Annotated in this window: 12 protein-coding genes and 1 pseudogene; 7 read left to right on the top strand and 6 right to left on the bottom strand. The window is 68.0% G+C overall.

The genetic code is table 11. The annotated features are described in order from the left end of the window. Positions 1-1002, top strand: a 1002-nt coding sequence (locus J7E68_RS04470) for a glycosyltransferase family 4 protein (protein ID WP_215170230.1), incomplete at its 5' end; no start/stop codon positions are given. Here the strand turns inward: J7E68_RS04470 and J7E68_RS04465 are convergent. From J7E68_RS04465 to J7E68_RS04450, 4 genes are read right to left on the bottom strand one after another with little or no spacing between them, the layout of a single operon-like run. Next, on the bottom strand, positions 975-1655 hold the full coding sequence (locus J7E68_RS04465) for an acetyltransferase (RefSeq protein WP_215170228.1): 681 nt from the start codon (positions 1653-1655) through the stop codon (positions 975-977). The two genes, J7E68_RS04470 and J7E68_RS04465, sit on opposite strands and share 28 nt — an antisense overlap. After that, on the bottom strand, positions 1648-2271 hold the full coding sequence (locus J7E68_RS04460; RefSeq protein WP_311416322.1) for a sugar transferase: 624 nt from the start codon (positions 2269-2271) through the stop codon (positions 1648-1650). Before J7E68_RS04460 ends, J7E68_RS04465 begins: the two co-directional genes overlap by 8 nt. Further along, positions 2268-3407, bottom strand: coding sequence for an aminotransferase class I/II-fold pyridoxal phosphate-dependent enzyme (locus J7E68_RS04455; RefSeq protein ID WP_215170226.1), 1140 nt, complete (start codon positions 3405-3407; stop codon positions 2268-2270). The genes J7E68_RS04460 and J7E68_RS04455 overlap by 4 nt, the downstream gene beginning before the upstream one ends. Continuing rightward, positions 3404-5179, bottom strand: a complete 1776-nt coding sequence (locus J7E68_RS04450; RefSeq protein WP_215170224.1) for a nucleoside-diphosphate sugar epimerase/dehydratase — start codon at positions 5177-5179, stop codon at positions 3404-3406. The genes J7E68_RS04455 and J7E68_RS04450 overlap by 4 nt, the downstream gene beginning before the upstream one ends. Positions 5180-5410: 231 nt before the next feature. Here J7E68_RS04450 and J7E68_RS04445 point away from each other — a divergent pair, with 231 nt between their 5' ends. Continuing rightward, the gene (locus J7E68_RS04445; protein WP_215170222.1) at positions 5411-6007 is read left to right on the top strand and encodes a low molecular weight phosphatase family protein; all 597 of its coding nucleotides are present in this window, start codon (positions 5411-5413) and stop codon (positions 6005-6007) included. Here J7E68_RS04445 and J7E68_RS04440 read toward each other — a convergent pair. Then, positions 6004-7134 carry a hypothetical protein gene (locus J7E68_RS04440; RefSeq protein ID WP_215170220.1) on the bottom strand — a complete coding sequence of 377 codons (1131 nt, stop codon included), beginning with the start codon at positions 7132-7134 and terminating at the stop codon, positions 6004-6006. The genes J7E68_RS04445 and J7E68_RS04440 overlap by 4 nt on opposite strands. Before the next feature lie 45 nt (positions 7135-7179). Between J7E68_RS04440 and J7E68_RS04435 the strand changes: the two genes are divergently transcribed. Continuing rightward, entirely contained in the window at positions 7180-8610 is a 1431-nt protein-coding gene (locus J7E68_RS04435) for a polysaccharide biosynthesis tyrosine autokinase (protein WP_311416319.1), read from the top strand. Positions 8611-8686: 76 nt separating this feature from the next. Next, positions 8687-10135 (top strand): polysaccharide biosynthesis tyrosine autokinase, encoded by a 1449-nt coding sequence (locus J7E68_RS20265; protein ID WP_215170218.1) that lies wholly within the window; start codon positions 8687-8689, stop codon positions 10133-10135. Positions 10136-10184: 49 nt separating this feature from the next. Here J7E68_RS20265 and J7E68_RS04425 read toward each other — a convergent pair whose 3' ends face one another. After that, positions 10185-10670, bottom strand: coding sequence for a GtrA family protein (locus J7E68_RS04425; RefSeq protein ID WP_215170216.1), 486 nt, complete (start codon positions 10668-10670; stop codon positions 10185-10187). A 64-nt stretch (positions 10671-10734) separates the two neighbouring features. On the opposite strand from J7E68_RS04425, the gene J7E68_RS04420 reads away from it, so the two are divergent. The 3 genes and pseudogenes from J7E68_RS04420 to J7E68_RS19590 form a co-directional block, all read left to right on the top strand. Beyond that, entirely contained in the window at positions 10735-11532 is a 798-nt protein-coding gene (locus J7E68_RS04420) for a glycosyltransferase family 2 protein (protein WP_215170215.1), read from the top strand. Continuing rightward, on the top strand, positions 11529-13067 hold the full coding sequence (locus J7E68_RS04415) for a hypothetical protein (RefSeq protein WP_215170213.1): 1539 nt from the start codon (positions 11529-11531) through the stop codon (positions 13065-13067). Before J7E68_RS04420 ends, J7E68_RS04415 begins: the two co-directional genes overlap by 4 nt. A gap of 47 nt (positions 13068-13114) precedes the next feature. Next, positions 13115-13273: pseudogene (locus J7E68_RS19590) on the top strand (Ppx/GppA family phosphatase); the annotation flags it as partial.

Genomic DNA, 13273 nt, shown 5'->3' with positions numbered 1-13273 from the left:
ACCATGATGTTCTCCGGCGCGAAGTCTGCGAAGCGAGTGATCAGTTGGCTTCATTTCGAACTCGGGGTGCTGCGCGCTCACAAGGCGCTCAAAGAGCGCCCTGACATCGTCATCGGCAGCAGCCTCTCGCTGCTCACCGTGTTCTCCGGCCTTGCGCTCCGGCGGCGATACAAGGCGAAGTTCATCTTCGAGGTTCGAGACATCTGGCCGCTGACGATCATCGAAGAAGGCGGGTTCTCACCGCGGAATCCGCTCGTCAGGCTCCTGTCTTGGGTGGAGCGACTGGGTTACCGCAAGGCAGATGCGATCGTAGGCACCATGCCGAACCTTCGTGAGCATGTCGCCGAGGTGCTCAACGAGGACCGCGCCGTGGAATGCATACCCATGGGTTATGTAGAGGGCGATGTCGGCACGGAGGAGCTCCCGGCCGCATACCGCGAATCGGCTATCCCGAGCGGCAAGACCCTCATCGGCTACGCGGGAACGGTTGGCACCACGAACGCACTCGACGCGTTCTTCGCTTGCGCCGCTGCTCTCTCCGACGACCCGACCCTGCACTTCGTGCTCGTCGGCGACGGCGACCTCCGAGAGGCGTACCAGCGCAGTTATGGATCCCTGGACAACCTGACTTTCGTCGGTCGTGTCCCACGGTCGTCCGTGCAGCGTGTGCTCCAGGAGTTCGACATCCTGTACTTCTCCACATTCCCTTCTCGGGTATGGGACTTCGGCCAGTCGCTCAACAAGCTCATCGACTACATGCTTGCGGGCAAGCCGATCGTCGGTTCGTATTCGGGCTACCCGTCGATGGTGAACGAAGCTGATTCAGGCGTTTTCGTTCCCGCGGACGACCCTCAGGCGCTCGTTGAGGAGATCCGGCAGATCGCCGGCGCATCTCCCGAGCATCGTCGTGAGGTCGGTGAGCGAGGCGCTCGTTGGATCCGGGAGAACCGCAACTACCGGAAGCTCGCGGCCGACTACGAGTCGATCATGTTGCGATCGTGATCGCCGCGGATCGGGCGTGCGGGCACACCAATCACGGTCAGGGCCTCTGAGACGTCCTTCGTGACGCAGGCCGCCGCTCCTACGGTTGCAGCATCGCCGATGCGCAGGCCCTGCAGGACCACCGCTCCAGCCCCGACGAGCGTCTTCGCACCGACCTCCACAGATCCCGACACGACCGCCCCCGGGTTGATCGAGACGAAAGCATCGAGCACGGTGTCGTGTCCGACGATCGCGCCCGGATTGACGTGGACGTGATCGCCGACGCGGACGTTCGTCGAGATCTGGACGCCGCTGCAGATGACCACGCCGGCCCCCACCGTGACCTGAGAACCGAGTACCGCAGCAGGATGCACGAGCGCAGGCGCTGCCTTCGCCTCTCCGAGCGCCTCGGCGATGCGCGAACGAGTGGATGGCGATCCGATCGCGATCACGTGGCGGCTCGCGGCCAGAAGCGACAGGTTCTCGGTGATGCCGCCGAGATGGCGGTAACCGCGAACGGCAAGCCTTTCTTCATCGATCCCGCTCGGCGCGTCATCCACGACGCCGACCACCTGCCAGATCGGTTCGACCGCAGCGGCATTTATCGCCTCGATCACATCCAGCGTCTCGCGCCCGAACCCGCCGGCGCCGATGACGACGATGTCTTCAGGCATCTGCCTCTCCGAACTTGCTCATGGTCGCGTGCCCCTCAGCCGAGATCCCCTCACGCCGAACGACCGAGCTGACGGTGGCGACGAGCACCCGAGCGTCGAGCGCGAAGCTCCGGCGGTCGACGTAGTCCACGTCGAGTCGGAATCTATCTTCCCAGGCGACCGCATTGCGACCGCTTACCTGGGCGAGGCCCGTGATGCCCGGACGCACCTCATGACGGCGCGCCTGCTCGGGTGTGTAGCGCTCGAGGTACTCGACCAGCAGTGGACGAGGGCCGACGAAGCTCATGTCACCGCGAAAGACGTTCCAGAGCGACGGGAGCTCATCGAGACTCGACGCACGAAGAATGCGTCCGAAACGTGTCAGGCGCTGCTCGTCGGTGATCCGTCCGCGATCGGCGTCCACCTCGCGCATCGAGCGGAATTTGTACAGGGTGAAGACCCGGCCTCCTCGGCCGGGACGAGGCTGGCGGAACACCACAGGGCGTCCGAGATTCACGGCGACGCATACCGCGGTGATCAGGATGACCGGCGAGAGCGCGACGAGAGCCACAGCGGCGCCCGCGGCGTCGATGAGACGTTTGATCAGGTCATACGGCCGGGTGGCGGCAGCGGTCACGCGACACGCTCACCGAGGAACGAGGCGATGCGCGTCGTGACCCGTGCGCGCTGCACGTCGGTCAGCGCAGACCCGCTCGGCAGCGTGAGTCCGCGGTCGAAGAGCCGCTCTGATGCGCCGGTGATGACACCGCGGGATCCGGCGAACACCGGCTGCAGGTGCATCGGCTTCCACAGCGGACGACTCTCGATGTCATCCTCTGCGAGGTGTGCGGCGAGGTCTGACGGCGCCCACCCCGTTGTCGCTTCGTCGACCAGGACCGACGTCAACCACACGTTGTCGTTCGCATCACCCTCGGCACCGAACACCTCGACGCCGTCGACGTCGGAGAACAGCTGCTTGTACAGCTCGCGCATGCGGCGACGCGCGTCGATCATCTCGTCGAGACGAGACAGCTGCGCGCGGCCGAGAGCGGCCAGCAGGTTGCTCAGACGGTAGTTGTAGCCGATGTCGGTGTGCTCGTAGTGCACCACCGGCTGCCGGGCCTGTGTGGCGAGATAGCGAACGTGCGTCGCGATCGCCTCGTCATCGGTCAGCAGCATGCCGCCACCCGACGTCGTCATGATCTTGTTGCCGTTGAACGAGACGATCGAGGCGCGGCCAAAGCTCCCCGCCGCGCGCCCTGCGTGCGTGGCGCCCAGCGACTCGGCGGCATCCGAGAGCACGGGAACGTCGTGCTCCTCGGCGATCTCGAGGATGTTCGTGTAGTCGACGGCTTTGCCGAGCAGATCGACAGGCACGATCGCCGAGACGGTCTCGCCCGCGGCGCGAAGCTGCTGCAGCGCCTGCCGGAGCAGCACCGGATCGATGTTGCCGGTCGCCTCGTCGGCATCGACGAAGTACGGCTCCGCGCCGGTGTACATGATCGCGTTGGTGGTCGCGGCGAACGTCATCGTCGATGTCACGACGACGGTTCCCGGCCCCACGCCGAGGGTGAGCAGCCCCAGGTGCAGCGCCGCTGTTCCCGAGCTGAGCGCGACGCCGTGCGCGACTCCCACTCGCTCTGCCACCTCGCGCTCGAAGGCATCGACGTCAGGGCCCAGCGGGGCGATCCATCCGGAGCGCATCGCGGCGACGACCGCATCCTCTTCGAGCTGACCGACATCGGGAGAGGACATGAAGATGCGATCGGTCACGAGGTCGTCTCCGGATCCAGCTGCAGCGGCGTGATGATCGCCGTGTCGTTGTTGCGCGGGTGAGAGAACATGCGCGCCTTCCATCCGGCCTTGTCGAGGCGCTCGGGCGAGATCGGGTCTGCCCGGGTGTGCGAGACCTTGGGGTGGAAAGGCCGCTCGAGCGTCTCGCGGTCGCCCACGAGCTCTTCATGCAGCTTCTCGCCGTTGCGCAGCCCGGTGAAGACGATCTCGATCGTCTTTCCCGACATCGCGATCATGCGCTTGGCCACATCGAGGATCGACACGGGCTCGCCCATGTCGAGGATGAGCACCTCGCCGGCGCGGCCCACGGCCCCCGCCTGGATCACGAGCTGGCACGCCTCGGGGATCGTCATGAAGTAGCGCGTGACGTCAGGGTGAGTGACCGTCACCGGGCCACCCGATTCGATGAGCGCCTGGAACGTCGGCAGCATCGAACCGCGGCTGCCGATGACGTTGCCGAATCGCACCGACAGATACCTCATGCCGGTGGTCTCACCCGCCCAGGCGGTGATCTTCTCGGCGACGCGCTTCGAGTGACCGAGCACACTGGTCGGGTTCGCGGCCTTGTCGGTCGAGATGTTGATGAACGTGCTCACGCCCGCGGCCCGAGCAGCCTGCACCACGTTGAGGGTGCCGAGCACGTTGGTCTTCCAGGCCTCGTCGGGATACTGCTCGAGCATCGGCAGATGCTTCAGCGCGGCGGCGTGGAAGACGACCTCGGGGCGACGATCGCGGAAGAGCTCGGTCAGCGTCTCGGGCTCGCGGATGTCGGCGAGCACGACGTCGTTCGTGTCGAGCAGTCCGTGCCCCGATGTGCCGAGCTGCGCGAGCTGCAGACCCGTCTCGTCGCGGTCGAGCATGATGAGCTCACTCGGACCGTACTTCGAGAGTTGACGGCACAGCTCAGATCCGATCGAGCCACCGGCACCGGTGACCAGCACCCGCCGCCCGGTGACGTACCCGGCGATGAGTTCGACGTTGGTGTCGACGGGGTAGCGGCCGATCAGGTCTTCGATGCTGATGTCGCGAAGATCCGACGGGGCCTGTTCACCCGACTTGATGTTGGTGAGGCTCGGCGTCACCGAGACGCTCATCCCCGCAGCTTCCGCCTGGTCGGTCAGCTGACGCAGCTGCGCGCCGTCGGCGCTTCCCATCGCGATGACGAGCACCGTCGCTCCCGTGCGCTTCGCGGCATCCGCGATGTCGGTCGTGCGCCCGACCACGGGAACTCCACGCAGACGCAGGTTCTTCTTCGCGGGGTCGTCGTCGAGCATTCCGACGGGGCGGATGGGTGACGCGGGATCGGTGAGGATGCTCCGCACCACGTTGTCGCCGAGGTAGCCGGCACCCGCGATCAGCGCGGGCTCGGCCTCGTCGCCGGGCTTGCGAGTGCGATCGATCATCAGGCGCGCGATGTAGCGCACACCGAACATCGTGAGCAGCACGAACGGGAAGGCGAGGAAGATCGTGCCGCGGGGAATGCCGACGTAGTTGCCGAAGATCACCACGAAGATCGACAGGAACAGGGCCTCGATCGTGACGAAGAGCCCGAGTGTGCGCACCTCTTCGAACGATCCGTAGGTGTTGCGGCCGCGGTACAGCGCGAACTGGAACCCGAGCCCGATCTGGATCGCCGCCGCGATCGCGGCGAGCGCGAGCGTCGATCCCCACATCTGCAGGGTCATCTCGAACTCGAATCGCAACACGACGGCTGCGATGACGCCGACGAACCAGGCGAGCGCATCGACCATAGCGGCGAGAACGCGCCGGCGATGTTGAGCCACAGACACACTGGTCGTCGCTTCGACGTCCGCTGTCACAACGATCACCCCTCCGTGAGCGCGTCCCCCCGCGCGATATTCCAGCTGACACTCAGCCTATTCATATCGTTGCATACACTTGTGTACCCGTGTGACCCCGCTGCCGCGTGGCGGTAAGCGGTTACAGTGGCCTCACTCCCCTACCGATCCGAAAGGTTCGTCGTGTTCGAGATCACCACCGTCTGCACGGGCAACATCTGCCGCTCGCCCCTGGCCGAACAGCTGCTGCGTGCACGACTCGCAGACCTGCCGGGAACCGTGAACAGCGCGGGCACCTACGGGTTGGATGCCGTCGCGATGCCGGCCGAGGCGCAGAAGCTGGCGATCCAGTACGGCGTCGCGCCCGAGACGGCGGCCGCTCATCGCTCGCGCCCGCTCACCGCCGCGGTGCTCAAGACGCCCGACCTGATTCTCGCGATGGCCCGCGAGCATCGCCGGAGCATCGTCGAGATCGCACCGGCCCGCCTGCGGTCGGCTTTCACCCTGCGCGAATTCGCTCGTCTCGCAGCGGATGCGACCGACGAGGACATCATCGCGGCCGCCAGTGCGCACACCGACCCCTCGTCGCGTCTGCGCGCCGGTGTCGCCGCGGTCGCCGCGCGTCGCGGAATGACCGCTCCCCCGGCGAGCGCTGACGAAGACGACATCGTCGACCCGTACCGCCGCTCGTGGGCGACCTACGAGCGCTCCGGTGAGCAGCTGGTGCCGGCCATCGACCAGGTCGTGCGGGTCGTTCGTCTGTCGGTCGCGGGCGCTTAGGGCAGAGGGTCTTCGCCCTCGACCGGGGGCGTCACCGGTTCGGTGGGAGTCTCAGCAGGAGGCGTGGTGCCGCCGTCGCCCTCGCCGCCCTGCTCACCGCCGCCGCCGTTGTTGTTGTTGTTGAAGTTGTTCTCGGCCTCGCGCTGCTCTTCCTCGGCGATGCGCGCACGCAGATCATCGTCGCGCAGCGCCAGCACCGCATCCTGATACGCGGTGAGCGCCTGCTGGCCGCTCGTCTCGTTGAGGGGCGCCGTGGCGAGCGTCGCGGCCGCCGCGATGACCGCGTCACGGAACTCCTGGTCTGCCACAGGATTCTCGTCGACCTCGATGGCGGCTCGAGCGGTGAACGTCGCGGCGAACGTTGTGAGCGCCTGCAGGTACACCGTTCCGCGCTGCTCGACGGTGGTGCGCAGCGCGCGGATCTCGGTGACGGCATCGTCGACCTCGGCCGACCGCTCGCGCACCTCGTCGAGGGCGGCTGCGACGGCGGTCAGAGCCTCCTCGTCGACCTCGGTGGCCGTGTACGGCTCGGGAAGGGCGGGAAGCACGACGCCGCCGAGAGAGGCGATGTACGAATCCGCCGCTGCGACGGCGGTCGATCGTGCGGCAGCGTCGACGACGGTCTCATCCAGACCGAGGATCGCCGAGCGAGCCGCGGCAGCCTGGGTCTCACCCGTCGTCACCTCGGTGGTGAAGCGCTCGAGCGCGGCATTCATGCCCTGCTCGGCACTGGCGAGCGCGGCGCGATCTTCGTCGAGCGCCTGAGATGCGACGGCCGCCGGAGAGGCTCCCGCCGCCTGCACACCGGCGAACCCGACCGTGCCGACCACGACCACAGTGGCGAGGACGGCGGCCGACACGTTGATCCAGTCGATGCGTCGGGGGCGCCGACGCCCCTTCGAGGTCGCAGCGCTCGGGGCGAAGGCAGCCGGAGAAGTGTCACGCTCGGCGGCATCGACCAGGGCGACCAGGCGCGTCGTGTCGACGTTGACCCGCGTCGGCGGAGTCGTCTGCCTGCGGGGTCCGACGACATGGTCGAGCGTGCGGACGGCGTCGTCGCCGCCGGCGTCGACGTCGGCACGACGCGCGCGCTCGTCGTTCGCGAAGAGTCCAGCGAGGGTGCTCATGAGGCTGCTTCCCGGTGAAGGCCGATGCGGATTGTGGATAGTCTCGTGACAGACTACCTGCGCACATCTGCGCCTGCCTTCGTCCCCCAGGAGACCATGGACATCCACGACTACCTGCGCGTTCTGCGTCGAAACGTCGTCCTCATCGTCTCGGCGACGCTGATCGGCGCGGCGATCGGCGCGTTGATGGCCTTGAACACCGCACCTCGTTATCAGTCCTCCGCACAGCTGATCGTCGTGGCGCAGTCGCCCACCGGCGACTCTGCCGAGCTGAACCTCGGACGCACCTACGCGCAGCAGGCGGTGACGAGCTATGTCGCCCTCGTCTCGAGCGCGCTCGTGCTGCAGCCGGTCATCGACGACCTCGGACTCGACCTCGAGCCCTCGCAGCTCGCCGGGCGCGTGCAGGCGACTGCCGAGCTCAACAGCCTGGCGATCACGGTCACCGTGACAGACGGCAACCCCAGCCAGGCGGCGCGACTCGCCAACGCGATCGCCGAGAGCTTCTCATCCGTCGTCGTGCAGCAGCTCGAGAAGCATCCCGACGACTCCTCGAGCCCCATCCGCATCGACACCCTGCAGGCCGCCCAGGTGCCTACCGCCCCGTCTGCACCGAACATCCGGCTGTCGATCATCATCGGCACGCTGGTCGGGCTCGCCGCAGGCATCGGCATCGCCGCCCTGCGCACGGTGCTCGACACGCGCATCCGTTCGACGAAGGACATCGAGCGCGCGACGACCGCGCCGCTGCTGGGGGCCATCGCACTCAACCCGGATGCAGCGAAGCAGCCGCTCATCGTCGCCTCGAACGGCAAGGATCCCCGAGCCGAGGGCTTCCGCTCGCTGCGCACCAACGTCCAGTTCCTGGCGCTCGGCGGCGAGTCTTCGGTGTTCGTCGTGACGAGCGCCGGCCCCGGAGAGGGCAAGTCGACCACCGCCGCGAACCTCGCGATCGCCTTCGCCGAGACCGGAGCCCGCGTGGCGATCGTCGACGGCGACCTACGACTGCCCCGCGTCGCCGACTACTTCGGGATCGAGGGCGGTGTCGGACTCAGCGACGTGCTCGCCGGTCGGATCGCCGCGAGCGATGCGATGCAGCGATGGGGTCGCGGCGCACTGTTCGTGCTGCCCGCCGGAACGGTTCCGCCGAACCCGGCCGAGCTGCTCGGCTCGGCCGCCATGTCGTCGCTGATGGGCGAACTCAAGCGCGCATTCGACATCGTCATCATCGACGCGCCGCCCGTTCTGCTCGTCACCGACGCGGCCGTTCTCGCCACCCGTGCGAACGGCGCACTGCTCGTCGCGGCCGCCGGACGCACGACCGTGCCGCGCCCCACCGCGGCGGTCGAGAGCCTCGAGAAGGTCGACGCCAAGGTGCTCGGCGCCATCGTCACCATGCTTCCCACCACCGGCGTCGACAAGTCGGCATACGGCGAACATTCCTACGGTGCGACGCACCAGCAGGCGACCCGCTGACCGGGCAAGACCACCCCCTATGGGAGAATGACGAGAATTCTTCCTCCCCACCACCGACGTTCAGGAGACCTGCCGCGTGGAACTTCGCGACTATCTGCGCATTCTGCACAGAAACTGGATCATCATGCTCGCCCTCCTTCTGGTGGGCCTCATCGGTGGTGCAGCGTATGCGTTCACCCAGGCGCCGAAGTACGTCGCGTCCACACAGCTCTACGTCTCGGTGCGCAGTGAGGGAGCCGCGACCGGCGACCTCGTGCAGGGCACGACGTTCGCCCGGCAGATGGTCACCACCTACGTCGACGTCATCGGCACCGGGCTCGTGCTCGAGCCGGTGATCGAAGAGCTGGGTCTCGACGCCACCGTGTCGGGGCTCGCCTCGCGCGTCACCGCGACGACGCCGCTCAACACCGTCACGATCAACATCTCGGTCACCGACACCGACCCCGAGACGGCAGCGGCGATCGCCAACCAGACCGCCATCAGCTTCACGAACGCCGTGCAGAACACGCTCGAGAAGCCGGCGACCGAAGAGACCACCAGCCCCGTCAACATCACGGTGACCGACCCGGCGACTGCGCCGACGCGTCCTTCGAGCCCGAACATCCCGCTGCTGGTCATGCTCGGCGGGCTGCTCGGCCTCGCCGCCGGCATCGCCATCGCCGTGCTGCGTCACGTGCTCGACGTGCGCATCCACACGCTGCACGACATCGAGCAGCTCACCGACCGACCGATGCTCGGTGGCATCGCCTTCGACCCCGAGGCGCAGAAGCGTCCGCTGATCGTGCACGCCGACCCCCGCAGCCCGCGGTCCGAGTCGTTCCGCACGCTGCGCACCAACCTGCAGTTCCTCAACGTCGACTCGGGTCCGCGCACTCTCGTCGTCTCGAGCTCGGGCCCCGGCGAGGGCAAGTCGACCACGACGGCGAACCTCGCGATAGCCCTCGCCGAGACGGGTGTGCGCGTCGCGCTCATCGACGGCGACCTGCGCCTGCCCCGAGTCGCCGACTACATGAGCATGGAGGGCGGCGTCGGCCTGACCAACGTGCTCATCGGCCAGGTCGAACTCGCAGACGCCCTGCAGAAGTGGGGCGCGAACCAGCTCTACGTGCTGCCCAGCGGCCCGGTGCCGCCGAACCCGAGCGAGCTGCTCGGCTCGGCTGCCATGGACCGCACGCTCGCCTCGCTCGAGGAGTACTTCGACTACGTGCTCATCGACGCACCCCCGCTCCTGCTCGTGACCGACGCTGCCGTCGTCGGCAAGAAGACGAGCGGTGTCATCCTCGTCGCAGCCTCCGGCAAGACCAAGAAGCAGGAGCTCGCCGGCGCCATCCGCACGCTCGAGACCGCAGGCGTCTCGATGCTCGGAACCGTCGTCACGATGCTTCCGACCAAGGGGCCCGACAGCTACGGCTACGGCGCGTACACCTATGGCTCGTCTTCGCAGATGGAGCAGGATCCGGTGCAGCTGCCCGTGTCCGCGACTCGACCGCGTCGGGGCAAGGCCCGCGTCAAGGCGAAGGTCTGATCCTCCCCCGCTGATCCTCCGTCCCTGATCCCGCGCCTCTGCGTCGGGGTCAGGGACGCGGTATGTCTGAGCTGACCGCGGCCTCGCCCGCCTCGCGCTTCGGGCTCGTGCGGAACACGACCCAGTGGTACAGGGCGAAGCGCACGAGCACGATGATGCCGATGCTGACGAGGTTCACGAAGTTCACGGCGAACGCCCCGGGCTCACGACCGAGCATCACATGCGCCAGTTCGACGCCGACCCACACGATGCCGGCCCCGAGTGCGGTGCAGGCGGCGTTCGTGGCCAGGAACAGCACGAGCTCGCTCGTGCGGCTGCGGCGATCGCGGTGGCGGAAGGTCCACTCGCGGTTGCCGAAGTAGGCATTGATGAGAGCGACGGCGGATGCGGTGAGCTTCGCTGCGACCACGCCCCAATCGAGGCCGTAGACGAGCAGATTGAAGACGCCGATCTCGATGAGCGTGCTCAGCCCGCCGACGATCAGGAAGCGGCTTCCCAGGCGCGCCACGCGGCGAAGACGGGAGGGTTGATTCACTCGACTAGGCTACTCGGTGCGCGCCTTCGAACCCTGCGCGTCGTCTTCGCGCCCAAGGAATCCCGTGCACTTCACCCACGTCGCCGTCGTCATGCCGGCCTACAACGAGGTCGAGGGCATCCGCGGTTTCCTCGACGAGATCCGCTCGCACGTCGCACCGTTCTGCGACCGCCTCAGCTTCATCGTCGCGGACGATCGCTCCACGGACGGCACCGCGGATTCCCTCGCCGGCATCGCCGACGTCGAGGTCTCGGTGCAGGCGGAGAACCGTGGCCACGGTCCCACCGCCCTCGCCGCCTACCGCGCCGGTCTCGCCGCATCGCCGACCGTGATCGTGCACGTCGACGGCGACGGACAGTTCCTCGGCGAGGACTTCCCGCGCCTGCTGCGCGCGTGGCATGACGAGAACGCGGATGTCGTGCATGGCGTCCGCGGCGGCCGCACCGACCCCTGGTTCCGCCGAGTGCTCACCGGTGCCGTCGGCGCTCTCATCGCGCTGCAGGCCGGCCGTCGTATCCCTGACGTCAACACCCCGCTCCGGGCCTACCGCCCCGAGGCGCTCCGCACCCTCGTCGACGCGGTGCCTGAGGAGGCCACCGTGCCGCACGTGCACTTCTCGCTCGCCGAGGCGCGTGGGGGCTTCGTCGTGCGCTACATCTCGGTGCGCAGCATCCCACGCCGTGGAGAATCCGCCAGCGGCACGATGTGGGGCCGTGTGAGCCGCATCTCGCTGCCGCCCGCCCGACTCCGCTCGTTCGTGCGCCATGCGTTCACCGAGGTGTGGACCTGGTCGCTGCGCCCGGGAGCCCCGCTGCGCGACGTGCGTCGCCCCTCCACGGTCACGGCTTCGTCGGGATCATGAGTCATACCGTGCGCCGGGTGCTGTTCTGGGCACTCCTCACGGCAGTGGTCGTCGCCCACGTCGGTGTGGCGCTGCAGAGCCTGCTCGTGCTGCGCTTCTGGGAAGACGAGGCCTTCAACCTCACGGTGCCTCTGAACCTGCTCGACGGATTGGGTTACACGAGCGACGGCGCCCTCTCGGGATCGACCCTCACCCCGTTCGACCCGCGGATCTCGACCGGCCCCTCGGTGCTGCTTCCGGCGGCGGCCTTCATCGGCATCGGGATCGACCCGGTGATCGGCGCCCGCCTGGTGCCGTTGCTCTACTGGGTGCTGCTGCTCGTCGGCCTCTGGGTGCTCGGTCGCCGCATCGCCGGCACCTGGGCCGGCCTGCTCGCGATCGCGGTGCCCCTCGTCTTCGACACGATCGGTGCGCCGTCGCCCATCCAGGGGCCCGCGGACTTCCTCGGAGAGATCCCGGCGGCTGCCCTGATCGTCTGGGCGCTGGTCGTGCTGCCGAAGCGCGCGTGGCTGGCAGGGCTGCTCGTCGGGCTCGCCGTACAGGCGAAGCTCATCGCCCTGCTCGCGCTGCCCGCCTTCGCCGTGGCGGTATGGGCACTGGCACCCGGAACCGGATGGGCGCGCATCGGTGCGACCTTCCGCCGCGGATGGCTCCCGCTCGTCATGGCGGGTGTGCCGACGCTGCTGGTGGAACTCGCGGCACTCATCGCACTCGGCCCGGCAGGATTCCTCGACCATCTGCGCGGAGTCAAAGCCTTCCTGCTCTCCGGCGGCCAAGAGCAGGAGCCGACCACTGTCGTGCAGAAGCTCACCTGGTTCGTCGACTCGTGGCACATGCCCGGGTGGGCCGTCGTGCTCACCGGGCTCGTGGCCGTCGCCCTCATCGTCGCCGGGCTCGTGCGCGCTCGCGGGATCGACCGGGGGCGACTCGCCCTGCTGCTGGCGGCGTCGGTCGGCATCGCCGTGTTCCTCGGATGGTGGTCGACTGCGGCTCACACCCCCCTGTGGATCCGGCATCCGGCGCCGGGCATCTTCGCGTTCACTCCGATACTCGCGGCGTTCGCGATCTGGGGCGCGCAGGCGCTGTGGTCGGCGCGCGACGATCGTTCGTCGGGCGCCGCACCCGCAGAAGATGCCCCGGACGGCGATGACGGCGATGACGCGCACCCTGTCACCGCTCGACGCCCCCACCCCGCCGTCCGTGTCGTCGCAGCCCTCGCCGTCGTGCTGATCGCGGGAAGCACCGCATACGGCGTCGTGCAGCACGGTGTGATCGGCGTCACCCCGCCGACCGTGCAGACCCTGCAGACGCAGCGTGAGTCGGCGGCGCCGCTGAAGGAGTGGGTCGAAGCGAACGACTCCGAATGGCTCGCCGCCCAGCCCTGGGGCGCCGCGGTGTCGATGGTGGTCCTGTCGGGTGCACACCTCGGCCTGTTCGATGCCGAGGCGATGCGAGGCGTGCCGCGTCTCACCTTCCAGTGCGGCACCGAGCCGCTCGCGCAGGGCGGTCCGTACGTGATCTGCGCGGCTCCCTGACGGCCGCTCTCCTCATGCACGTCGATCGGGTCCGCTACGCTTCATCCGTGCGCCTGGGAGTCCTCGACATCGGTTCGAACACCGTCCATATGCTCGCCGCCGACGTCCGCCCCGGTGGCCGGCCCCTGGCGAAGACGAGCGATCGCACCGTGCTGCGGCTGATGCGCTATCTGACCGACGACGGCGCGATCTCAGAAGAGGGCGTC

It is taken from the genome of Microbacterium sp. ISL-103 (assembly GCF_018613995.1).
In the GTDB taxonomy this organism is placed as follows: Bacteria; Actinomycetota; Actinomycetes; order Actinomycetales; family Microbacteriaceae; genus Microbacterium.
The sequence above is the reverse complement of the archived record's forward strand: the minus strand, read 5'-3'. Positions and strand labels throughout refer to the sequence as shown.